This window comes from Dyadobacter sp. HNCC25DJ186, assembly GCF_056895235.1.
On the sequence record NZ_JBXHAS010000013.1, the window covers coordinates 14,227 to 38,550 of the forward strand.

Genomic DNA, 24,324 nt, shown 5'->3' on the forward strand with positions numbered 1-24,324 from the left:
CTTGAAATATAATCAAAATGATTATATTTTTTTATAACAAAACCAAGATCATGGAAACATTAATAATTAAGGCACAAGGGGAAAAATTAAGGGCGCTTAAGGCATTCTTATCAGCTTTGAATATGCAATTTCAAAAGGAGGACGCATCTTCGGATGTTTTCTCGACGGAGCTAGATAAAAAGATCAAAAAAGCCAGAGCGGAAAGGCAAAGAGGTGAGGTTATTACGGTAACGTCTGAGAATTTATGGGAAAGTATATAATTCAACTATCAAAGGACGCTAAAAGCGACTTGCAGGCAATTAAGCGCTCTGGAAGAAAATCAGATATTGAAAAAATAAGTACTTTCTTAGGTGAGCTTGAAAATGACCCTCGATCAGGAACAGGAATGCCCGAAAGACTGAAACATTACGATGGAGAGGTGTGGAGCCGTAGGATTAACAAGAAAGACAGGTTAATTTATGAAATTTTGGAATTTGAGGTAGTAGTTTTTGTTGTATCTGCTCTTGGACATTACACTGATAAATAAGGTCTCAATAAACGAAGAAATATTATGAAAAACTATCTCCACATATATGTTAAAAATCAAAGACGCTCTTGAAATTAATAAGTATGGACAAAACCTTACCGACATAAATTCCATTTTAGATTCATTTAAACATTTTGACCTGAATGAGAAGCGAAGTTATTTGGATGAATTGTTGTGGCTTATTCAACAGTCAAAACCAAATGATGAGGATGTGGAGCCTGCTATCCAACAAAGTAAATTAAAATCGACTTATACGCCTTGTGTCCTACTAAAAAAAGGGGTTGCTCCTTACAAGCTAAGAAATATCATTATTTTACCGGAATGTGAACTTGAAAAGGCGGTAGTTTTGCTTATAAGTTTGTATAAAATAGCTTATCAAAGAAGATTTAACGAAGAGAAAAATTTTGGTGGAAAATGGTGGTATTCGGATTTATCAGATGAAAAAAACGTTAATGAAATAGAAAAATTATATCAAGGCGCGTAGCAGTAGATTACGCTTATTTGTGTTTAGAGGTAATGACATTGAAATTAATTTGTCTTAAATATTTTTTTCTGATTAATAATGATATTCTGCCGGTAATCTCAAAAAACGAATGATGGCATCGCAAAATAGCTCGTATAGTACCATCAGATTAAAAATCAAGAAATGAAGCCTTTTTATATTATAACAGGAATATTATTTCTCATTGCTTCAATTAGTTTTGTGTTTCAAAGTAAAAAAGAATTTATAATTCAAAAATACGGCATAATAGTACCTATGAGAAACATAGAAAAGCCTGGCTCTTGTATCGGCACTAAGGCAAAGTATTTTATGAAATTAGAGTATCTAGGAAAAACGTATCTCAAGCAAATAGGAGGAAATTATTGTGAATCACATTCAGTAAACGACATTGTTGATTTATGTTACTTAGAAGGCTATAATACTGTGCTCTTTCCTGATGAATCCGTTTATTTCCAAATGATTTCCAGTATTTTAATTGGTGTGATTGGAATCGCATCTTTTTTTTATGGATTGTTTTCAAAATAGAAAAATTTCCTAATTATGCTGCATTGTTAAAATAACATCTATTGATGAGTACCCTGTTGGCAAGCTGACGATTCAATAGATAAACTTTTTTCAAAAAACGATCTAACAAATGTTAAGCCTGATTAAGAGTAGAAGTGGATTCTGGATTGGCCTAGTTTCCGTAATGGTTTTAGCTATTGTACTTTTCCGTCATTATCAACCTGAGTGTGAACCATGTTTGTCTACAAAGGACTGTCCACCTTGTTTATCTGAAAAGCAATATTTTATATTATATTTCTTTACTTTAATTGAGCTAATTTTAGTAGGAGTGCACATTTTTGTTAGAAACAGATCAGGGAGTTAACCTCGTTTGAATATGTAGGAATCTTTGCAAAATTGTCTTAACAAACGATTACCTTATTTTAGGTATTGGTATATACGACAATAGCTGCAATATCAAAATCAGTCTCAAAAAACGAACTCAATTCGGTTGTCGGAAATAATACATTTCAGGTCAAAGTCTCAAAAAACGAATGGCTCTACCTCAATGCCTATTATGCCATTGTCAACTGGCTATAAGTTTTCCAGGAACAGCCGGCATCTTTAAAAGCGAAACTCAATAAAGGGAAAAAGACATTCATTCGTATGCAAATACCAATGAATGTCTTAACCATAGATTGAAAAGGCCATGCACCTTCTTCCGGATCGTTACGGTCTGATCAGCTTTCTTACAAATTCCCTGTTATCCTGTTTGAATCTGACAATGTTAACACCATTGCGAAGATCAGAAGTATTGATTTGAACTTTGGTTTGTCCGGAAAGCACTTTCACATCCATAATCGCTCTCTCAATACCCAGAATGTCGATGACTGACACCCGATATGTTCCGGCGGTGGCCGAAAGTACATCTACATACACTTTTTCTGCAACCACAGGATTAGGGTAAAATTCGCCTACAAAACCCGCTTCGTTTTCACCATTCAGCGATATGATTTTGGAGTAACTGAATTTTCCATCGTTATCGATCAATTTAAGTCTGTAATATCCCACAGATTCAGCAGCATATTTATCAACAAAACTATAACTAGTCAGATAGCTGTCTTTCAGGCTTTTAGTTAATACATCGCCAATCTTTTCGAAGGATTTTGCGTCAACACTTTTTTGTATTTCAAAACCTGCGAAGTCTTGCTCATCAGTGGTGGTCCAGGTAAGCAATGCTTTTTTAGCATCCGTTCTTTTGCCTGAAAATGATACCAGTTTGACAGGCAAAGGTGTATTTTGTGATTTGAGGAAAAATCCGCTGAATCCATTTACTTCAAAATTCACTTCCCACAGCTCCGTTGTGGGATTCCACCTGACAATAAGTTCATTACGGTCGATTGTCATAGTTGTTCCCGAATAACTCGATGGGCGGCCGGTCCCGTCACTGGAAACACCACCGATCTTATCGATGTACACATTGCCGTAGTTCATTTCGTCACCGTGCCAGGTAGGGAATTTTACACTCTTTTCGGCATTGTAATCGTCAAAGTCCTGCTGGGTGAAATATAACGTAAGCCGTCCCGTCGCACCGGAAGCATTCGTTCCAGGCGTAATTTCATAATGGCGTTTGATATAGTTCGCAGGCTGCTCAGTTTCAATCCACACCTTGCCGTGTACTGTTCCTGCCACTGGCGACTCCTCACCAACTGATTCAAGCCTGGCGATCAGCTCGCAGTCAGAGGTTACAATGTATTCGCTTTCATTTCTGGCAATTTCCGAGGTTACCGTAGTCAGACCGCTTGTGGGGACGGAGCCGGAAAACGAAATGCGGACCGGATCAGAATAATTAGAACAGCCTTGTACGTCAGTTACATACACAACATATTCTCCTTCGCCAGCAACAATGTCAGAACTGTTTTGACCGGAATTCCATGAATACGTATTGTTGGCGTCAGCAGGTTTAGGCGAAGTCCTTGTCGTCCAGTTGATGTTTTTAGAAAACCGGGCTTCCTGATTTTGGTCCGCCTGATTAACGGTCCAGTCACCTTGTCCTTCTTCGAATCGAAAATAGTTTACCAGAGAAGGAGTGCCTTCAGGAAGTACTTTATCCATATCATCCCGGATTTCCGTTCCGGTTCTCTCGCGGTTCCAGATTCTCAATTCATCAATACTGGCCCGTAAACCGCCACCTCCGGAGGCCATGCCTGCGACCCGGAGAAAAGTCGGGGTGCCCAGTGCATAGGGATTGTTCCCGATAGCGACAGCTTCTTCAACTCCATTGATGAAAATTCTAACAATCTTGGCTGACATGGACCGGGTAACAGCAATGTGGTTCCAAACGCCGGTATTAATATCACTCGTCGATTGAATGGTGTGATCCGCATTGGTATAACCACCGCCTATTCCAAAGGCCAGTTTTGATCCAAGTAGGCTGGTGCCAAAGTCCATGTTGACGCCGCCCACATCTCCGTCGACGATGCCTTTTCCATTAAACCATTGCGATCCTTCATTCCCTCTGTCGGTAGTTTTCAACCAGTATTCGATCGTGAAATCTTCGGATATTTGTCGGTTAAAATCCATCTGAGCATCATTTCCATCGAAATACACAGCAGGACTGCTTAACAGACCATTGGCGGTGAGCAGTACGGTACTTCCAAAGCAAAGTTCCGTCGGGCCATCTGCTGTGATCTTAGGTTTAGGAGTTTGTATTACATTCACCACAATGGTTTTCGTGTTCCTGCAGCCACTGCCGTCGTAGGTTGTGACGCTGTAAGTAGTCGTCTGGCTTGGACTTGCGATTACGTCAGGTCCCGAATTGGTATTTAATCCGTCACTCGGGGACCAATCGTAAAATGTAGTTCCGCGGGCAGAGAGCGTTGTGCTGGCTCCGGAGCAGATCATATCGTTGTTGGTGCTGACTGTGAAAACGGGAGGAAGGTTTACGGTAATTTCTATATTATTGCTGGCTACGCATCCGTTTGCGTCCGTGCCCACTACCCGGTAAACGGCGGAAGTCACAGGCGTCGCCACCACGTTTGATCCGCTGGTCGAGCTTAATTCACTGGAAGCATCCCATTTGTAGCTACTTGCGCCGGTTGCACTAAGAGTCGTAAAACCTCCCGCGCAAACCTGTTCAGGTGTAGCACTCAGCCCAATCCTAGGCAGGGCATTTACAACTACGGCGAAAGATCTTTCTGCAACACATCCATTTACATCCGTTCCGGTGACGGAATAAACGGTATTGGTCAAAGGCGTAGCGGTGACCGTCGAACCTGTCAGTTTATCAAGAGTCGAATTGGACTCCCAGATATAACTGTCAGCGCCACTGGCTGTTATGTTGGTATTGTTGCCGATACAAATGCTATTTGAACCCGTCAGCAGCAGGGTCGGGCTTTGCGCATTCACAGTTACCGATTGGCTTTGCGAGCATCCGTTGGCATCGGTACCCGTTACACGATAGGTGGTCGTACTTAACGGCGTGGCGATGACAACTTCGCCATTATCCGCACTAAGCGTTTGATTCGAATCCCAAATGTAACTGGTACCTCCGCCTGCCGTAAGCGTCACATTTTCGCCGGCGCAAACGTCCGGATCGGAGGTATTCACGGTGATGGCAGGATGGTTTACTTTGAGTATAATGCTTGATGTGAGATTACAACCCCGCTCATTTCTTCCGGTAACGGTGTATTCGGCTGTCTGTGACGGTGTGGTCGTTATGCTGCTGCCACTTCGCGAACTGATCGACGGACCGCTCCATGTGTATTGTATGGCACCTTCGGCGGTCAGTGTTGAGGTTGCACCTTCACAAAATTCTGTTGAGGATGCAAATAAGGTGATTACCGATTTGTCGACGACAACGGTATGGGAAGCGCGGCCGACGCAGCCGATTGGCGAAATGTTGGTAACCGTGTAGGTGGTGGTAACCAATGGGGACACAGTCGCCGAATTATCAGTGTCGGTGATTCCATTATCCCAGGTAAAAGTCGTTGAATAACCTTGTAAAGCCTGCAACGAAATACTCGTACCCGGGCAGATCTCCGCTGAATTTGAATAAACCACCATCCTCAGTTCATGTCGCTGGATAGCCACCCACTCCGATGCCGTGTTGGTACATCCGAAGGCATCAGTACCCGTAACGGTATAAACAGATTCGCGATCTCCATCCGGATCTGTGGGCGTTGCGCTAATCAGGTAGCCAGTGGTTTCGCTCAAACCGTCACCTGCTTCCCAGGCGTAGCTCACTGCGCCTTCCGCCGAAAGTTCAAATGGAGAATCAGCACAAGCCTCATCCGGAGCGTTGATCGTAACAGTTGGAAGCTCTTTAACGGTAATAGGGACATCCACGGTGCTACTGCACCCAAATTCATTCCACCCCGTGAGTTGATAAGTTATCGGTCCGATTGGTGTCACACGGACGATCTCGTTGTTGATGAACTCATGAGACCGACCGAACGGATCGTACCATGAATATCTCACACCGCCAGTGATACCAATGTCGATGGATTCGCCTTGGCATGAGAAGGTCGGACTATCGGTAGTCACAGCAATAACCGGATTAGGTGTAACATCGACCGTGACAGAAACTGCGGCAGTACAGCCGAGATATTCGGTTGCGGTTATCTCGTAGGTCGTTGTAGTTTCGGGTTTGACTGGTAAAGCCCCGTTAAAAAACTCAACACCATTACAATAGTAATTCCGAAAACCACCCGAAGCTCTGATATAATTCTGCGAACCCGGGCATTGATTATTAAAACTTGAGGTAACCTTTAAAACCTTTTTTTCGGCTACCTCAACGCTGATTTGCTGCATGGTAACCTCACAACCATCCGCATCAAATCCTTTAACATAATGCTCCCAGCGTCCGACGGAAGGGGTAACCGTGACAGATTGCGTGGTTGGAGTGCCGAAGCCGGGTTCAGTACCGGTCCAACTGAATGAGACTGCACCGCTTTGACTTGACGCCTCAAGGGTTTTTGAACTTCCGTTACAAAGTTCAAAATAGGCCGACGGTATCTGGATTCTTCTGGGACACGCGGCTTCGTCAGTTTTATTTGCGCGACTGCCGGCAGATAATGCGATGGTACTAAGTGAATCTGTATTTGCCGCGAGCCCACTGACGTGAAGCAAGAGCGCTGAAATAAAGGTGAACAGGATTTTAATACAGACTGAACCTGGTGCGTAGAGTTGGGGCATATAGGGTTATTTGATGTTAATATGAACAGAAATACTTTGCAGGAGCGAAGCAGGTTCAAATCAGTAAATTAAATTTTCTCTGACCAAAAACAGAGCGTAGACAAAGCGTAGACAGTTTGTGTAATATTCTGAAATACAGAAAGATAAATTTTGATAAAAAGTGAAGTTTCCGTCTCGGCTACTGAGTGTGGTCCGCCTGCTCCGTTTCGGGGATAGCCATTTTTTTTAACAGCCTGGTCTTGGACCGGCGGACACTGGCCGGGTCTATGTTGAGCAACGTAGCTATTTCTTTGTGCGATAAATTCATATGGAGGTAGGCGTACAGCCTTGTTTCCTTCGTGGTAAGCTGCGGATGGTTGGTTTTCAGTTCTTCAAAAAAATGCGGATGGATCTGGTCAAAATGCATCTTAAATTTTTGCCAATCCGTGTCGAAGTGCGAACTTCTGTCGATGAGCGTGCTCATTGCGCGCATGCCTTGCGCTGTGCCGGGGTTAGGCTTGCTGAGTAGTTGCATCTGGGATTTCAGGTAATTCAGCAGTTCGTTCTTTTGGACCATATGCAGGGTAGAAGTCGCCAGTTCGCGCTGGTTTGTCTCCAATCGCTCCTTCAAAAGTTCATTTTTGATTTTTTCAGAGTTGATGTCAGCATTCACTTTGGCGATCTCCAGCTGGTTGACCTGAACCAGGTAATCCACCTCTTTGAGGTTGAATTCCAGTTTCTGATTGTCGATCTCAGCAGCCAACAATGCACCTTGTACGGCCCTGGTCCGCGCTACCAGTGCAATGGACAGGGCCAGTGTTTGGGTCAGCACCACCAGTTCTGGGATCCAGAGATTTTCTTCATTCGTCAAGGAAATTATTAGGTGGGAAAGTGGAATGGCCAGCATAAACAGAAGCGGAATTCCATTCGCAAGCATAAATGGCCTGGCATATGGTAGCTTTCGGCGGTAGGCTTCGGTGCCGGTCATCAAAATCAGTAGAATGATAATGATGCAGAATAAATTGGCGAACGGCAAAGTATAATGTTCCATACTATAACCCGTCAGGTTGATGATCATGATACAGATTATCAGAATGGCATAAATGCCGATACTTCTTCGCAGAATCCTGTCGAGCAGGGGAAGTGTGTTTTTGGTATTCAAGAACATGCGTGTAATACCTGTAAATCCGGACAACGTGAGCACAACCGCCAAATGAATAATGATCCTATTCAGATCGTAATAGGTGATGATTTCATGCACATCAATATTAAAAACCCGGATCGGTAAAACTGGCACAAAAATCCATCTGTAACATGTAATATAAATGATACCGCCAAGCTGCGTGATCAAGTAATACAAGACGGTTCTGTCGCGGAAAGTAAAATACAGGTAGATGTAATTGAGTATGAAAATAAGTAGTACAACCAGGCAGCAAACCCAGGCAATGCGGATATTCTGCTCGTGCGCGGTGGCTGCTTTTTCCGGCTGAAACGAGACAATCAGTTTCAATTTATGGCCCTCATGCCCGAAACCTGTCAAGTCGATTTTAACAAAAATGGTAGTAGTTCTTTGTCCTGGGAAGCTGACCGGATGCCTGCCTAGTAATCTTGATCCGGTATTGTTCAGTGCGTCTTTGCGGCTTTCGAGCCACTTGTTCTGGTCGGGGTCAAAGTAGTAAAGAATATTTTTAAGTTGCGGGGAAACCCTCAGAACGTAATTTTGAGGCGCCCAGTGCGGGTTTTTAGCCGTTATTTTCAGCCAGTAAATGTTGCCGACTGCTATTGAATCCGGGCATTGCTGAAACCTGATGGTCGTGTCGTGGGAAAGCTTTTCAACGATGTATCCTCGGTCTGGTAAAATACCGAGCTCCACGGGCAGCGCTTTCCCGTTTTCATGAGCTAAAGTTAGTACGGGCTGGCACATTGCCCTGCACAGAAATAAGAACAAAACTAAACACAAAACTAATCTGCCCACGCACAAAAACTTTTATCTTCAGTATAAAAGTAATTATTGTAAATGGTTAAAAAGTTAAACTACCTATGTCTTTTTTTGTAAAACTATTCACGGTCAAAAAAAGTCAGATCTAGCAGTAAAATACGCCATTGCGAATTGAGATAGCTCGCAAAAGCGGCACACATTTTTGTAAAACATAATGCAAAATTGATAATAACAAAAAGGAAAGACTCTAAGAACTAGGAATCTGATTTTAAGCAAGAATCAGTTAAGATGATGATTTCTGGAAAGAGTGCTATCGAGCTTTCCGAAATATTTGGAATTACCGAGAATTCTCTTCTCACAGAGATAGGAGCGCTACCGTTCAGGGACTGATTGCTGCCACCAAGTCGCAACTTGATACCCGGGCTGCTTGCAAAGCTGGAATTATTGGTGAGGTTTAAAGAATTGTTTGCAAGAAAATCAAGCATGTTTAAACAGGAGTTTTTTATTCGTATAAAAGCGTAAATCGTGGAGTTTGGCAATTGTTTATTTTTAATTGCCTTATTATGAGTGTATTGTGAGATAGGTTCTAAGCCCTCTACTTCCACGAGAGTCATTTTCAAGGTGGAAAATTATTCAGTGCGTAAATCATAGAGTTCAAGGTTTTTTGCTTTGTAAGTATTTGAAATTAATCACTTACAAGTCAGGTACGAATCCCTTCGTCTCTGGAAATAATTATGACAAAATATCAAGATGATCCTTTGTGATAGGAACATTAATGTCTTGTTTAATTATGTCAAAAAATTGAAGCTGAATTTTAAACAAACTTCGCTTAATCTACAACCGAATATTCACTTGGCGTTTTTCCAAAATGTTTTTTAAACTCCTTACTGAAATATTTTCTGTCATCGTAGCCGACTGCATAAGCTACCTCATAAATTGTCATATTATGCTGTTGCAGAAGCTGAGCTGCTTTTTTCAGCCTAATAGACTTTAAAAAGTCATTGACCGACATATCAGTAACGGCCTTGAGTTTTTTATAGAGCACCGACTGACTCATACCAATTTTTTCCGAAAGCATGGCAACGCCAAATTCTGGATTGTCCATGAGCTCTTCGGTGATCTGTATAATCTTGTTTATAAACTGTTCATCAACGGTGTTGATCGGGATATTTTTAGGCTCCAGTGTGACTTGACGGCTGTATTTCTGCCTCATTAGTTCACGCGCCGTAAGTAAATTTCTGAGACTCAGTTCCAAGACCCGTAAACTGAAAGGTTTTGAAACATAAGCGTCCGCCCCGGTTTTCAGGCCGCTAACCTGATGACTGACAGAAGCTTTGGCAGTAAGCAATACCACCGGAATGTGACTGGTCCTTTCATCCGTTTTTAGTTTTTTGCATAGCATAAGCCCATCCATTTCCGCCATCATTACGTCACTGATGATCAGATCCGGGATCAGTTCAGTGGCAAAGTCCCAGCCCTGTTCTCCATTTTCTGCCTGAAAAACTTCATACGTTCCACACAAAGACTCGGCTAAAAATGTCCTGACCTCAGCATTATCCTCAACAAGCAAAACGGTCAGTTTCTCTCCCGGCGTTATTTGAATTATCTTGTTTTCAGTAACTTCATCTACTAATGAAATTTCTCTGCTTTCCTGCAAAACCTTGTCCGTCCTTAACTGCTCCGGAGCAAAATGCACATTTCCCTTTAACAGCGTTATGGTAAAACATGTCCTGCCCGTTATGTTATTTTGAGCTGGTCTACTTTCCACAGTCAAGCTTCCCTGATGCAGCTCAACAATGCTTTTTGACAAAGCAAGACCGATGCCGTAACCGGTATTCTGATTCCCGTGATCGTAAACCTGGGAAAAATTAACAAAAAGCTTGTTCAGATACTGAGGTGCTATGCCCTTGCCGTTATCCACAACCCTGATGTCCACAGAATTTTCCTTTTCCTCAACAAGCATTTCAATCTTTCCGCCATCCTGTGTGAACTTGTAAGCATTGCTCAGAATGTTGAAAAAAACTTTCTCCATTTGTTCGACATCAAAATAAATATCAATTTTTTCTGCATTGCTTTCAAAGGCAGACTCAATCTCCCGGTATTCCGAGGGAAAGCTAAAATCGCCAAATATATCTTTCAGAAACGGAATGATATCGTTTTGAGTAACCTGTAATTTGAGATGATTGGTTTCTGCCTTTCGGAAATCCATAAGCTCACTGACCAGTTTGAGCAGCCTGTCTGCATTTTTTCTTACCTGAACCAGATGTGACTGAATGAGTGAATCTTCTTTTTTCGCCATGATCAATTTTTCAACAGGGCCCTGTATCAGCGTTAGGTGTGTCCTGATTTCATGGGAAACATTGGTAAAAAAGTCAAGTTTGATCTGATGCAACTCGTGCTCCCGGCGGAACAATGCACTGAGATAGAAATAACGCGTCACAAACAAAATCACTGATGTGATGGCGATAAAGTACAAACAATAGGCCCACCAGGTTTTCCAGATCGGCGGTAAAACGTGAATGACTAAACGTGCAGGTTCCGTACTCCACACCCCGTCGTTATTAGCACCCTTCACCAGGAAGGTATAAGTCCCCGATGGCAGGTTAGTGTAAGTTGCCGAAGAAGTGCGTACATAATTCCAGTCTTTTTCAAATCCTTCCAACTGATAGGCGTACCTATTTTTATCCGGTTTGATGTAATTAAGCAGGGCAAAATCAATGGTGAAAATATTCTGGTCATGGGAAAAAGTTATCTCTTTCGTTAGGCTTATATCCTTTTCAAGGAGACCATCGTCAGCGCCAATGGCGACCGGTTTATTAAAAAGTTTAAGAGATGTAAGCACTACCGGCACAACAAATTCGTTGGTCTGAATTTCATTTGGGAAAAAGCTGACCAGACCGTTGAGTCCACCAAAAAACATTTCACCTGTTTTATCTTTGTAAAACGTGTTGGCCGTAAATTCATTTCCAGGCAAGCCGTCTGATACTGTATAGTTTTTAAAATTCTTCTTTTTGATGTCAAACCTTGACAAACCGTCCGAAGTGCTCAGCCACAGGTTTCCCTTATCATCATCCAGAATACCGAGTACGTTGTCGTTGGGAAGGCCATCTTTTTGCTTATAGGTTACAAAAGTGTTCGCTTTTCTGTCAAAACGTGTCAGTCCACCGTAATAAGCTCCAATCCAAATGATACCCAAGGCGTCCTCTATGACACAGTTGATGATTTTTGGAAACCTGTTTTTTGAAGTTTTAATTTTGGAATCCATCCAGACGATTTTTGTGGAATCGGCAGTGAGCATGTTGAGCCCTTCTGTTGTACCAATCCATATATTCCCCTTAGAATCTTCGTAAAAATTACGGATAAAATTCCCGCTGAGCTTGAATGGATTTCTGGTTTTAATATTAAAATGGTGAAACTTACCGGTTCTTCTGTCCAGCAAATCCACTCCATTCTGATCTGTACCCACCCAGATACGCCCACGGCTATCTTCCATAACGGCGCTCACATTGTCCGAGCTTATTGAAGAATTGTCGTCATGATTGTTTCTGAACACAGTGAATTTTTTACTGACAGGATCATAGCGATTCAAACCACCCAGGTGCGTCGCAATCCACAGGTTTTTGTCATCATCCTGGGCAATGCCCTTGACAAGATTGGAGGAAATGGCGTCCGAAACACTGGGTCCACTCTTGAAATTTGTAACGATTCCCGTTTTATCATCGAGATAATTGAATCCGCCTCCCTCAGTCCCAACCAGCAGGTCGCCGTTTTTATCACGGGTAACCGAACTCACCACATTATGGTTGATACTGTATTTTGATTTTCCTGTACGAAAAACCCTGAACGGCGTCTCATGCGAGTACACGACGTTGACGCCATTGTAATACGTCCCTAGCCAGATACTTCCACTTTTATCCTGAAAAATTGCATATAGTGAGTTCTGGCTTAAACTCGTTCTGTTTTCAGGCTCATGCTGATATGATTCAAACGTGAGGTTTACAGGATCCAGAATACTCAACCCTTCGAGCGTCCCGATCCACAAATTGCCCTTTTTATCAATAAAAATTCTTCTTATATTGTTATGGATCAGACTGTTTTTATTTATTTGATGCTGAAAACGCGTAAAATTGGACTGAGTTAAATTGAAGCGATTAAGCCCGCCATTTTTTGTGCCGATCCAGATATTTTTTTGTTTGTCCTCCGCTATTGCCGTGACAAAATTATCGCTCAGACTGCCTTTATCAGAAGCAACATTCTTGAAATTATAATACCGGATTCCTTTACTCTCAAATACCATTTTAGTCAGCCCTTCCGATGTTCCGATCCATAACTGATGTTTCGAATCCTCGAAGATCGTACGAACGTCCGCTCCTGCGAGCCCGTTTTGATATGACTCAAAGGTGTATTTATTTCGATCTTTCAGCCGATTCAAGCCTTTGTTTGTCCCAACCCACAGAATACCTCTGCTATCTTCAAAAAGGCAATTGATAATATTGCTGCTAAGCTTGTTTTGTTCCGTAGAGTCAGCCACCAGAAAAGAAGTGAAGGAATCCGTCTCCGGCATGTACTTATTGAGGCCATAACTTGTCCCGAACCACAGTTCATTCTTCGAATCGTTTAGGGCGCACAGTACATAGTTTCCGGATAATGAAGCCATATTACCCGGATCATTCTTGTAAATTTTAAATCCCCGGCCATCGAATTTATTTAAGCCGTAACTCGTGCCCAGCCATATAAAACCTTTGCGGTCCTGCGCAATCGCAAGCACAGAATTTTGCGATAAACCATTTTCAGAACTGAGATTATTAAAAACAAGCTGCTGCCCCAGACCATTGATCCGAAGACACAGAACCGACATGAACATCGTCAAAATGCTCAGTTTCGTTTTTAGTGGAAAGCATAAAAAACAAAACGGGTTCATAGGTACTTGGATATTTTCGTTTTCAAGAAAAGATACAAAGATAGGGTTGCAAAGAAACTAAAAATCACCATCTCCAATTTTAAATATTTGTCGATTCAATTGTAATCTACGGAGCATCCATTTATCACTAAAATGCGATGAAATTGTGTCTCCGCGGAAAATCACCCCTATTCCAACAGGATTTTCGCCCCGTGTGATCAGGCTATTTGCGGAATTTTGTTTGACTATTCCTAAATCAAACAAAATATTCCACTTTCAAAACCCAAAATCTCAATGAAGTATTCTACCAATCAAAAAAAAGGTCTCCTGCGGCAACTCCCTCCGTTAACGAGCCTGCTCAACGGACAGCTTGCCGCACATGTAACAGCAGGCACGCGGCTGATTGTTGCCATTGTTGGCCTACTATTTATCTGCGGTCCCGTTAAAGCGGCACACCCCTCAAATGTGATTTTTGCCATCAGCAATGCAGCAGAAATTTCCGGCAAAGTTACAGACGAAAAAGGTGAAGCACTACCCGGAGTGAGTGTGGTTGTAAAAGGATCACAGCAGGGAACCGTAACGGACGCTGATGGAAAATTCAGATTATCCCTGACAGATGGGAATGACAAATTTCTTGTATTCAGTTTTGTTGGTTACGACTCAAAGGAACTGCCAGTGGGTAACCAAACCAACCTGGATGTAAGCCTTGCGCCATCGACGAGTACGTTAAATGAAGTAATGGTTGTCGGATATGGCACACAGAAAAAAGTGAATATGACTGGCTCGGTGGCAGCTGTTGCCGCGAAGGATATTGAAAACCGGCCCGTAACCAACCTTTCCTCTTCACTGGCTGGTCTTGCACCGGGTGTAAGCGTGCAGCAGGGATCCGGTAAACCCGGTTCTGATGGTGCTACCATTCGGATACGTGGTACAGGAACCCTGAATAATAACGATCCGCTTATTATTGTAGATGGTATCATTAGCTCTATGGATGCAGTCAATCCCAATGACGTGGAAAGCATGTCGATTCTCAAAGATGCCGCTTCCGCTTCCATATACGGATCACTTGCGGGAAATGGGGTTGTGCTGATCACCACCAAAAAAGGTTCTAAAAACAAACTGACTGTCAACTATACCGGCATGGTTTCTGTGGCCAAGCCGATCAACCTGATCAAACAGGTAACAGATTATAGTCGTCATATGAACCTGATTAATGAAGGTTACCGTAATCTGGGTCAAAATAATCTGTTTTCTCAAGGCACGCTCGATGCGTGGCAGGCAGCAGCGGCTGATCCGAATGGCGTTACTGCCAACGGGGTACCGAACTCAATTGCATATCCAAACACCGATTGGATGAATACTGTGTTTGAGAACAACATTGTTCAAAATCATAACATCTCAGTCAATGGAGGAACAGAAAAAGCATCCTATCTGCTTTCTGCCGGATATCTTAACAACCCGGGAACAATGCCCAATACCGGAACAAAACGCTACCAGCTTCGGGCTAATCTAGAAACCAGAATCAATAAATTTATTACCATTGGTACGCAGACGTATGCATCCATTCAGTCTTATGACATGGGCAATACTTCAACAGCGTTTAATTTCCTTAGGCAAACCACTCCCGGAGTAGTTCCGTTTTATGATGGCAGATATGGTTTCGCTCAGGCACCAGAAGAATCCGCCACTGCCAACAACATCCTGTCATATTTCAATGATACAGGCGGTTCCAATCAGCAAAGCCGATTTAATACCACGCTGTACACCACTTTGAACCTGGTTAAGGGTCTCGCCATTGAAGCACGTTATAATTATCAGACGCGCTTTCAGGAATCCAATTCCCACACAAATCCGATAGACAGATGGAACTTTGCCACCAATACTGTTAAGTCATTTGCCTCCACGCCGGATAAGCTCAGCACGAATTATTCCTTTAATAAGGATTATGCAACGACAACCGATCTGGTACTACGCTACAACGCAGAGATTGGCGCTCATGCATTCGGGGGTATTGCCGGATATAATGAGTATTATTTCAACTATTACAACACCGGCGCAAGTATGCTTGGTCTTGTCGACTATGACATTACTACGCTGGGCTCAGGCACAACGATGTCCGCTATCAGCGGAACAGAATATGACAGATCCATGCGCTCGTTCTTTGGTCGGGTAAACTACGCCTACAAAGACCGGTATTTATTGGAAGCCAATCTTCGTTATGACGGTTCTTCGAAGTTCGCACCTTCCAATCGCTGGGGCATATTTCCTTCTTTTTCAGCCGGATGGCGTTTGTCGGAAGAGCCTTTCATGAAAAACCTGAATAATCATATTCAAAATCTAAAACTGAGAGCATCCTGGGGAAAATTGGGTAACAACAATATGAACGCTGATTTAAGCCGTGGGAATTATGATTACCAGGCAGTATACAACACCGTTGGCTATTCATTTAACGCAATACCGGCAACAGGCCTTTGGCAGGGAAAATTTGCGAATCAAAATCTTAAATGGGAAAGTACAACGGTTACCGGGCTGGGTCTGGAAGGTGCTGTGCTGAAAGGTGCGCTTAACTTCGAGATTGACCTGTATCGCAAATACACCGATGGTATCCTCACCACGCCTCCTATTCAGCTGGTGTTGGGAACCGCTACGGCACCAACCCAAAACACTGCCGCCGTACTTAACAAAGGTATTGAACTTACGCTCGGATATAGGGGTAAGGCAGGCCAGATCAGCTATGGACTGACGGGTAATTTTGCCTACAACTACAACAGAATTGATAAGTTTAAAGGGAAACTTGCAGAGGGCTGGACGGATGTAAACGGCACCAGAACCTACAAATCCAACCTGGGTGATGTATCCACCGGCGGCGACAACAGAATACTTGAAGGGCACACCATTGATGCCTTTCACATTCAAACATTGTACAGTGGAAATGGCTCTGGCACCAATACAGACGGAACAGTCAATATCAACGGTGGACCTAAGGACGGAATGATCCGGACTACACAGGATATGGCATGGCTTGAAGCCATGACGGCTGCCGGATATAGTTTTCAGCCGGGTGGAGGTATTGGGAAAGCCAGGATTTATTATGGAGATCTGATCTATGCAGACAACAATGGGGATGGTATCTATGGAAATAGCTACGACAAACAGTTTACAGGGACCAACAGAACGCCTAAGTATAACTTCGGTCTGAGGGGCGATATTTCCTGGAAAGGAATTGATGTATCGATGCTCTGGTCTGCAAGTACGGGCTTCCAGTATGTGTGGAACGTAACGGGCTACAATAATTCCATCGTTCAGAATGGTTTCTCCATACCGCTCGATGTGGCAAACAACCACTATTACTACAACGAGGCAAATCCATCCGATCCGGCCAACAACATTGATGGGAAAAGCCCTCGGTTGAAAAACACGACCGATGCGCAAAATAATGTTTCCAGCACTTACTGGCTGCATGATGCGAGTTATATAAAACTGAAAAACCTGCAGATAGGCTACACACTCCCGCAATCCATTGCAGGCAAAGCAGCCATTAATCGGGTCAGGATATATCTGTCTGGTGAAAACCTGCTGCTTCTTACCAAATACCCCGGCATGGATCCTGAGATAGGCGCTAACGTGGATTACCCAACACTTAAACAATTCGCATTAGGTATTAACCTGACGTTCTAAAATCTTTTATCATGAAAAAAATAATATTCATACTAACCACAGCAGCTTCTTTTTTTTCCTGCCAGGAAAATGTGCTTGACACCGCTCCTTACGACGCGGTAAGTTCGGCGACCATGTGGACAACCGACAACCTCACCGACCTGGGTGTAACCGGGGTTTATCAGGCGCTCAGATTAAATATCAACGCCTCTTCCGCTTCCGGAAATGAGCTGTATCAACTTGACAGATTTGGAGTAGGAGGGCAGGGACGAGACGCAGATGCACTTTTAATGGGAACCATTACACCATCCAGCAGTATGTTTTCCGACAATTACAGGCAGCTTTATGCCGGCATCAATCGTGCAAATGATGCCATCGTTAATATTCCTGAAAAGTCTCCATCATTACCCGAGAAAAAAGCCCGGTTGCTGGCGGAATGCAAGTTTCTTCGTGCGTATTTTTATCTGAGGCTCAACCAGCTATTCAAAGGAGTACCTCTTTTTCTGGAACCGATTACGCCCGACAATGCCAAAAGAGCCCGGTCCACCGAAGCGGAAATTTGGGAAGCAGTAGTAAATGATTTGACAGATTGTATCAACGAAACCAACCTGCCCGATAAATATGCCAAAGGCAACGCTTTATATGGACATATTACAAAAGGTGCCGCATACGCTTTAAGAGGCAAAACCTATTTGTACCAACAAAAATGGGCTTTGGCTGCCGAAGATTTTGCAAAAGTTAAAAACGCCGGATATACACTTTTCCCGGATTACAAAGCGCTTTTCAAAGCTGCGAACGAACAAAGCGATGAGATGATATTTTCCATCCAGAATATCGGGCTTGCCGGTTCGGGATCTACCACGCAATTTTTCTGCGGTACCCGTTCGTCCTTTGGTTCCAATTGGAATACTTATCTGATACACCCCGATCTGGTAGCGTTGTATCAAAATGCAGACGGAAGTAATTTCAATTGGGATGACATCATTCCAGGCTACGCCAATATGACTCCTGCTCAGCGTGAAGTTTTCTTTTTAAGAAATAACCTTACAGAGAATGAGATTAGCGCAGCAAAAAACAGAGGAGCTGATATGTCAAAATATCTTCCTTCGGGAAATGAGGAACGAATACTGAAAGTATATGCCAACAGAGATCCGCGTCTGGGTCATAATGTAATTACACCTTATTCTACTTATGCTGGTGTATTTGGGACCAGTAACGCTATCGTCACGATGAGATGGCCATACAGGTCGGAGGCAGCCACAGGTGGTGATCTGCGTACCGACACCCAGAGCTTTTTTTATTACCTGCATCGCAAATTTGTATACGAAGGAAATTCCGAACTTCTCAACAGAAGTTACGGACCTACCGACTTCCCCGTTATCAGATATGCAGATGTACTTCTGATGTGGGCGGAAGCGCTTAATGAGCAAAGTTTTAGTCCGGAAGCAGTTGCGCTGGTCAATCAGGTCAGATCCCGTGCCGGCGTGGGACTTCTGAATTCGTCAACCGCTACCACAGTAAGCAGCCAGACAGAATTGAGAGAAGCGATCAGAAATGAAAGGCGCAGAGAATTTCCCAACGAAGGAATCAGTTTTTTTGATGAATTAAGATGGAAATCCTGGAAAGAAAAAGTGTTTTATCCTGGTGCAGGTGTGCGCCAGATCTGGGGTGCGAACGTGCAAACCTATTCCTGGAAAGGCGATTATATATACAACTGGCCAATTCCTCAAACTGAAATGGAGATGAACTCCACGCTTACGCAGAACGGCGGATGGATTAACTAATCGTATCGATTGATTCGGGGAGCAAACCTGGTTTGTTCCCCGAAGTTTATTCTGAACCTATTGACTATTTCTTCATTACAGTAATAGACGTATACATTCTACTTCGACACAATGATGAAAACATATAAATTCCCAATCCAACTGTTTTTGCTGGTCGGTATTATTTTCTTTCTTTTTGTACATAAAGTCAATAGCCAGACACCTAACGATTTCGCAACCATTTCCAACCGGATTTTTGATACTTTCCAATCTACGGGAGGTGCTACACTTGATACCCAGGTAACATCATTATTGAGCACCTTAAACACTTCTTATGCCTGGCCGGATATTAATTATACCTCTACAAGCCAAACGGATTGGTCGCCGGGAAACCATCTCACGAGGATGGGGATACTGGCAAAGGCCTATTCCAAGCCATCCAGCATATACTACGGCGATGCTGATCTGAAAGAAAAAATAGAAGGTGTCATGAATTACTGGCTGACGTTAAGCCCCGTACCGGGCAGTTCCAACTGGTTTTACCTTTCGATCAGTGTGCCCAAAGATATTGGCAACACGCTGATTTGTCTGCGAAAATCTCCGGCTGGCATTTCCACTGCGCTGGAAAACCAGATGCTTGCCTGGATGACCAAAGGCACTGCCATTACTTCCTCTCCTGCAAAAGACGGCTCCAATTTAACGGATGTAGCACAGCACTACATCATGCGTGCCTGCCTGACCGAAAACCAGACATTACTTAACCAGACGATAACAACAGTCACCAATTCAATTGTCGTGACGACGGGAGAAGGTATCCAAAATGACAATTCTTATACAGCTCACGGGCCACAGTTGTATGTGTACGGTTATGGAAGAGAATATGTTTCCGGCATTAGCAATATTGCCATTTATGTTGCCGGGACTTCCTATGCTTTCGCCGCTGACAAGCTTGCCATTTTTTCAGATTTTGTGAGAAAAGGTTTTATCAAACCATCCCGCGGTGCCTATGCCGATTTTAACTTGTACGGACGCGGTGTAAGCCGTGCCAACAACGGTAAGGCGGATGTGGCCCTCATGGAAAAAGTGAAGGGCTTTGACCTGCCGACCCACGCGACCGAATATGACAACGCCATTCAGCGCATGCGGGAATTACAGCCTCCTTCCTACAATGTTTCGCCGGAACATATTCACTACTGGCGCACAGACTATACGGTTCACCATCGCCCAGGATACATGTTTGGACTGCGCAGCATTTCTTCCCGAAATGCAAAATCAGAAATGGGAAATGGGGAAAATATCAAAGGTTATTACCTGACCGAAGGCGTGAACTACCTAGGTGTAAACGGAGATGAGTATTACAATATTTTTCCGGTTTGGGAATGGAATAAAATCCCCGGTACCACCGTTCCGGAGATTACAACATATCCCGTCAGAACTTCTTGGGGTGTTAATTTCGGTACCGTTCCATTCGTTGGCGGTGTATCTGACGGAACCTATGGCGCCAGTGCTTATGCCATGAGTGACTATGGTACAACAGCAAAAAAATCATGGTTTTACTTTGATGAAGAAGTGGTTTGTCTGGGTGCCGGTATAAATTCATTAGCGGCGCAGGCTATCAACACGACCGTTAACCAATGTCTTTTAAAAACAGATGTGACCGTAGCCGATGCCTCAAATAATGTCAGCGTTTTAAATAGTGGAGTTCACGATTATACCGGCAATTTAAAATGGGCTTTGCAGGGAAATGTGGGTTACTTTTTTCCGGCAAACGGCAACATCTCATTAAGCAATCAAACCCAGACCGGAAGCTGGTCATCTATCAATACGACAGGATCTGCTGCTTCGGTTTCAGCCGATGTATTTAAGTTATGGTTCAAACACGGAACTGCTCCTGTCAATGCTTCCTATGCCTACATTGTAACGCCCGGAAAGACGACCGCTACGGAAATGCAAAATTACAACACAGGCAACGTCAGCATTTTATCAAACACGGCAACCGTACAGGCAGTGCGTCATAATAGTCTGGGAATCTGGCAGATTGTATTTTATCAGGCAGGAGAGTTTACTGCTGATCAGGTTACAGTCAAGGCGAATAAACCTTGCGTATTGATGCTAAAAAATGTGAATGGCACCGATGTAACTGTCCACGTTGCTGACCCTTCGCAAAGTGCTGCTCAGATATATCTGGGGATTAAAACCCCGCAGTTCACGGCATTACGGGCCTCTACATTCGTTATGCCACAGGGTGCTATTGCAGGAAGCACAATAAGTGCCACCATTTCAGATATAAACCCCGTTTATGAAATACCGTTGGAGCCCTTGTTGAAAATAACCAGCGTAGCTGATGCATTTGTCAGAAGCGGAGGGACAGGCAGCACAGCAGCATTTGCGACTACAAACTATGGCACAGACGCAGTTTTGACCATTAAAAAAGAATCGGCAGGATATGACCGTGAAGTATTTGTCAAATTTGATCTGAACAGTTTTGCTGCTAATCTTGACAGTGCTATTATCCAGTTACGGGTGAATAATGCCAATACTGCTGTTGCCAATACGAAATGGGGATTTTATTTAGTCGAAGACAATACGTGGACAGAAACGGGAATCAATTGGAGTAACAAACCAGCACATACGACCAAACTTGGCGAAATCACCGGAACACCTGCGGGTAGTATGGTAAAGCTGAATATCACATCGGCAGTAATTGGAAGACTGGCAGCAGATAAAATTTTGTCTGTGCATATCGCCTCTGAGCCCACCACGGCTGATGCCGCGATTATCAGTAAAACTGATGGCGCTTTTAATGCACGGGAAAATACTAACGCCGACTACCGGCCACAAATTTGGCTTTACGGGAAGGCTCAGGAAGAAGCTAAAAAGGACTCGATACTGGCTGTTGCAGATTCCTACGTAAGAAGCAACGGAAACGTGGCAAATAATTACGGGGCGCAGGGTTATGTAGTTGCCAGAAACAAATCCGATGATGTTCAGGAAGTTTACCTGAAATTTGATATGCATGGTCTGCGCAAAAACATCGTCAATGCGAAAGTCAGGCTTTACGCCCTAGAAAACGGTATAACAACAGGTTGGAATATTTCAAAAGCAGCAAACACCTATTCGACCAATACGGACGCCTGGTTTGAAACCGGTATTAATTGGAATAATAAACCGGCAGCCGACGACATTATTTCCAGTGCTACATCCCAGGCAGCAGCAGGGTATATTTATTTAGACATCACCACCGCCATGGCCACTATTCCGTCTGATAGTATTCTGACGCTGAAAGTAACGGCAACTACCGATGTTTACAGCTCCTTCCGTTCGCGCAATTTCGGGACGGATATTTTGAGGCCTAAAATTATCTATGAATATGCAGGAGAAACCTTTACAACGCCTCTTCCGGTGGAGCTTGTATATTTTAAAGGTGACACAAGACAAGGTACCATAAATCTTTCATGGGAAACTGCCTCAGAGAAAAATAATGATTATTTTGAGGTTGAACGCAGCGAAAACGCAAGAACGTTTGAGGCAATTGCAAAAATATCCGGTCATAAAACCACGGGTTCTGTTAACAAATATACCTATGAAGACCGTGAGATTGTTTCATCCGATAATAGTCTTTTTTATTATCGCTTAAAGCAGGTAGACCTTGATGGGACAAGTACTTTTTCTTCCATCATTACGCTGTCGCTGCCGAAGGCGGACAAGGTATTTTCAGTAGGTCCAAATCCTACTTCCGGAAAGCTGACCGTCTTTGCCAACGAGACTTATTCGGGAACAGTGACTTTGGCCATTTTTAATAAGGAAGGATATATTATAACTGAAAAACAGCAGTCAAGAGCTGTACGAACTGATTTTAATCTGGAACAGTTTCCCGCCGGGATATACTTTCTAAAAATTAAAAAGGATAATCTCGGACCGCAGATTTTCAAATTTTTATTAATTAAGTAATACCTGCCAGGGCGAGCCGTTTCTGGTGTAATGCCGGATATCGGTTCCCATTCTTTCTCAAAACCAAAACAAATAACGGACCTACTTTTTTTCAATACGTATGCGATTTTCACTGCCATTTACATTTTTAATATTACTTACAGGCCTTCTTTCTCACCCGGTAAGTGCCCAGCGAAAGCTGGTTTGGAATGATGAATTTAATTACCAGGGACATCCTGACAGTACTAAATGGGATTACGAGGTAGGATTTGTCCGTAACAAGGAACCGCAATATTATACATACAAAAGATTGGAAAACTGCCGGGTTGAAAACGGAAATCTGGTAATTGAAGCAAAGAAAGAATCCTACAAAGGCGCCGGTTATACGTCCGCGAGTCTGATCACGCTTGGAAAACAGGAATGGACCTACGGGCGGATCGAAGCCCGGGCCAAGGTACCCAAAGGAATCGGGACATGGCCGGCGATATGGATGCTGGGAAAAAACAGAACCGAAGTGAAATGGCCGCATTGCGGAGAAATCGATATTCTTGAATTTATCGGAAAAGACTCAACCCGGGTTTTCGGAACAGTACATTACTCAGACTCACTGGATAAATATCAAAGCGAAGGAAAAAGGCCGATTGTCGGAGCTCCTTATGAAGATTTTCACATTTATGCTGCTGAGTGGTACCCGGATCGTATCGAGTTTTATTATGACGATCTGAAATACTTTGTTTTTGATCTAAAAAAATCGGACAAATTAAGTGGTAATGCTTTCAAAAAAGAGTTTTATCTGCTCCTGAATCTTGCCTTGGGAAGAGAAGGAACGTTGCCGGGACCTTTGTCAGATGACGCGCTACCGTCAAAATACCTGGTGGATTATGTAAGGGTGTATCAGTAGAAAGTTCTGACATCTGAATAGGAGTGTATTCATTGTTTGCAGGACGTGTTAATAACGATGACTCGACAGGAGAATAACTTTTGAAATTTGGTAGTCATAAATAGAGATACAGAATTGAGATCAGTTCAATTTATATTATCGACTCAAAAGCCCGCTGCGTGATCCTTAGTTTTGAAACCATTAATCTTGATATTTCATTTGCAGTTCTTCTGCATGGCTACTCAAAAAATATTCCTTTTCAAGTTCATAGGGCGTTCGTGGCGGTATAAAGAATTTAGATATACCTGGGACTATTGGTTTGACTTTTTGCTTGATTGTGAGCCAGAGGTTGGGATTTATTTGCTATAATAATCTTTTTTGGTCTTCGGTAGAAACTAATTTAGCCTACTTCTTACGAATCGAACCATAAAAAGTCCATAAAATGGAATGGATTTAGCCAGTAAGCTTCGCCCTAAGCTCCTTTTTATAAAATTTCCGTATCATATAATTATCCATCCTTTTCCCAAGATTACCTATGGTTTAGTTTGGAGTAATAGTAGACATTTGCA

Annotated in this window: 12 protein-coding genes; 8 read left to right on the forward strand and 4 right to left on the reverse strand. The window is 43.1% G+C overall.

Features of this window, described 5'->3' with window-relative positions:
• Window positions 1-50: 50 nt before the first annotated feature.
• The 4 genes from AC1XUO_RS26035 to AC1XUO_RS26050 all read left to right on the forward strand — a co-directional run bounded on the left by AC1XUO_RS26035 (window position 51) and on the right by AC1XUO_RS26050 (window position 1,553).
• Window positions 51-260 carry a DUF2683 family protein gene (locus AC1XUO_RS26035; RefSeq protein ID WP_483332768.1) on the forward strand — a complete coding sequence of 70 codons (210 nt, stop codon included), beginning with the start codon at window positions 51-53 and terminating at the stop codon, window positions 258-260.
• Complete coding sequence (locus tag AC1XUO_RS26040; protein ID WP_483332769.1) at window positions 245-526, forward strand: Txe/YoeB family addiction module toxin; 282 nt, start codon at window positions 245-247, stop codon at window positions 524-526. Before AC1XUO_RS26035 ends, AC1XUO_RS26040 begins: the two co-directional genes overlap by 16 nt.
• A 46-nt stretch (window positions 527-572) precedes the next feature.
• Window positions 573-1,010, forward strand: a complete 438-nt coding sequence (locus tag AC1XUO_RS26045; protein WP_483332770.1) for a DUF5958 family protein — start codon at window positions 573-575, stop codon at window positions 1,008-1,010.
• A 162-nt stretch (window positions 1,011-1,172) separates the two neighbouring features.
• The gene (locus tag AC1XUO_RS26050) at window positions 1,173-1,553 is read left to right on the forward strand and encodes a hypothetical protein (protein ID WP_483332771.1); all 381 of its coding nucleotides are present in this window, start codon (window positions 1,173-1,175) and stop codon (window positions 1,551-1,553) included.
• A gap of 687 nt (window positions 1,554-2,240) precedes the next feature.
• Here AC1XUO_RS26050 and AC1XUO_RS26055 read toward each other — a convergent pair.
• The 4 genes from AC1XUO_RS26055 to AC1XUO_RS26070 all read right to left on the reverse strand — a co-directional run bounded on the left by AC1XUO_RS26055 (window position 2,241) and on the right by AC1XUO_RS26070 (window position 13,489).
• Window positions 2,241-6,707, reverse strand: coding sequence for a LamG-like jellyroll fold domain-containing protein (locus AC1XUO_RS26055; RefSeq protein ID WP_483332772.1), 4,467 nt, complete (start codon window positions 6,705-6,707; stop codon window positions 2,241-2,243).
• Between the two features lie 178 nt (window positions 6,708-6,885).
• On the reverse strand, window positions 6,886-8,610 hold the full coding sequence (locus AC1XUO_RS26060) for a 7TM diverse intracellular signaling domain-containing protein (protein ID WP_483332773.1): 1,725 nt from the start codon (window positions 8,608-8,610) through the stop codon (window positions 6,886-6,888).
• A gap of 269 nt (window positions 8,611-8,879) precedes the next feature.
• On the reverse strand, window positions 8,880-9,239 hold the full coding sequence (locus tag AC1XUO_RS26065) for a hypothetical protein (protein ID WP_483332774.1): 360 nt from the start codon (window positions 9,237-9,239) through the stop codon (window positions 8,880-8,882).
• 215 nt (window positions 9,240-9,454) lie between these two features.
• Window positions 9,455-13,489, reverse strand: a complete 4,035-nt coding sequence (locus tag AC1XUO_RS26070) for a two-component regulator propeller domain-containing protein (protein WP_483332775.1) — start codon at window positions 13,487-13,489, stop codon at window positions 9,455-9,457.
• A 330-nt stretch (window positions 13,490-13,819) separates the two neighbouring features.
• On the opposite strand from AC1XUO_RS26070, the gene AC1XUO_RS26075 reads away from it, so the two are divergent.
• From AC1XUO_RS26075 to AC1XUO_RS26090, 4 genes are all read left to right on the forward strand, one after another.
• Complete coding sequence (locus AC1XUO_RS26075) at window positions 13,820-17,203, forward strand: SusC/RagA family TonB-linked outer membrane protein (RefSeq protein ID WP_483332776.1); 3,384 nt, start codon at window positions 13,820-13,822, stop codon at window positions 17,201-17,203.
• 11 nt (window positions 17,204-17,214) lie between these two features.
• Entirely contained in the window at window positions 17,215-18,966 is a 1,752-nt protein-coding gene (locus tag AC1XUO_RS26080; RefSeq protein ID WP_483332777.1) for a RagB/SusD family nutrient uptake outer membrane protein, read from the forward strand.
• 111 nt (window positions 18,967-19,077) lie between these two features.
• Window positions 19,078-22,896 carry a polysaccharide lyase family 8 super-sandwich domain-containing protein gene (locus tag AC1XUO_RS26085; protein WP_483332778.1) on the forward strand — a complete coding sequence of 1,273 codons (3,819 nt, stop codon included), beginning with the start codon at window positions 19,078-19,080 and terminating at the stop codon, window positions 22,894-22,896.
• Between the two features lie 100 nt (window positions 22,897-22,996).
• Window positions 22,997-23,776 (forward strand): glycoside hydrolase family 16 protein, encoded by a 780-nt coding sequence (locus AC1XUO_RS26090; protein WP_483332779.1) that lies wholly within the window; start codon window positions 22,997-22,999, stop codon window positions 23,774-23,776.
• Window positions 23,777-24,324: the final 548 nt, after the last annotated feature.

Excerpts from the sequence above, each read along its gene's own strand:
- AC1XUO_RS26035 (WP_483332768.1), top strand. The coding sequence starts at position 51 with ATGGAAACATTAATAATTAAGGCACAAGGGGAAAAATTAAGGGCGCTT.
- AC1XUO_RS26040 (WP_483332769.1), top strand. The coding sequence starts at position 245 with ATGGGAAAGTATATAATTCAACTATCAAAGGACGCTAAAAGCGACTTG.
- AC1XUO_RS26045 (WP_483332770.1), top strand. The coding sequence starts at position 573 with ATGTTAAAAATCAAAGACGCTCTTGAAATTAATAAGTATGGACAAAAC.
- AC1XUO_RS26050 (WP_483332771.1), top strand. The coding sequence starts at position 1,173 with ATGAAGCCTTTTTATATTATAACAGGAATATTATTTCTCATTGCTTCA.
- AC1XUO_RS26055 (WP_483332772.1), bottom strand. The coding sequence starts at position 6,707 with ATGCCCCAACTCTACGCACCAGGTTCAGTCTGTATTAAAATCCTGTTC.
- AC1XUO_RS26060 (WP_483332773.1), bottom strand. The coding sequence starts at position 8,610 with ATGTGCCAGCCCGTACTAACTTTAGCTCATGAAAACGGGAAAGCGCTG.
- AC1XUO_RS26065 (WP_483332774.1), bottom strand. The coding sequence starts at position 9,239 with ATGACTCTCGTGGAAGTAGAGGGCTTAGAACCTATCTCACAATACACT.
- AC1XUO_RS26070 (WP_483332775.1), bottom strand. The coding sequence starts at position 13,489 with ATGTTCATGTCGGTTCTGTGTCTTCGGATCAATGGTCTGGGGCAGCAG.
- AC1XUO_RS26075 (WP_483332776.1), top strand. The coding sequence starts at position 13,820 with ATGAAGTATTCTACCAATCAAAAAAAAGGTCTCCTGCGGCAACTCCCT.
- AC1XUO_RS26080 (WP_483332777.1), top strand. The coding sequence starts at position 17,215 with ATGAAAAAAATAATATTCATACTAACCACAGCAGCTTCTTTTTTTTCC.
- AC1XUO_RS26085 (WP_483332778.1), top strand. The coding sequence starts at position 19,078 with ATGATGAAAACATATAAATTCCCAATCCAACTGTTTTTGCTGGTCGGT.
- AC1XUO_RS26090 (WP_483332779.1), top strand. The coding sequence starts at position 22,997 with ATGCGATTTTCACTGCCATTTACATTTTTAATATTACTTACAGGCCTT.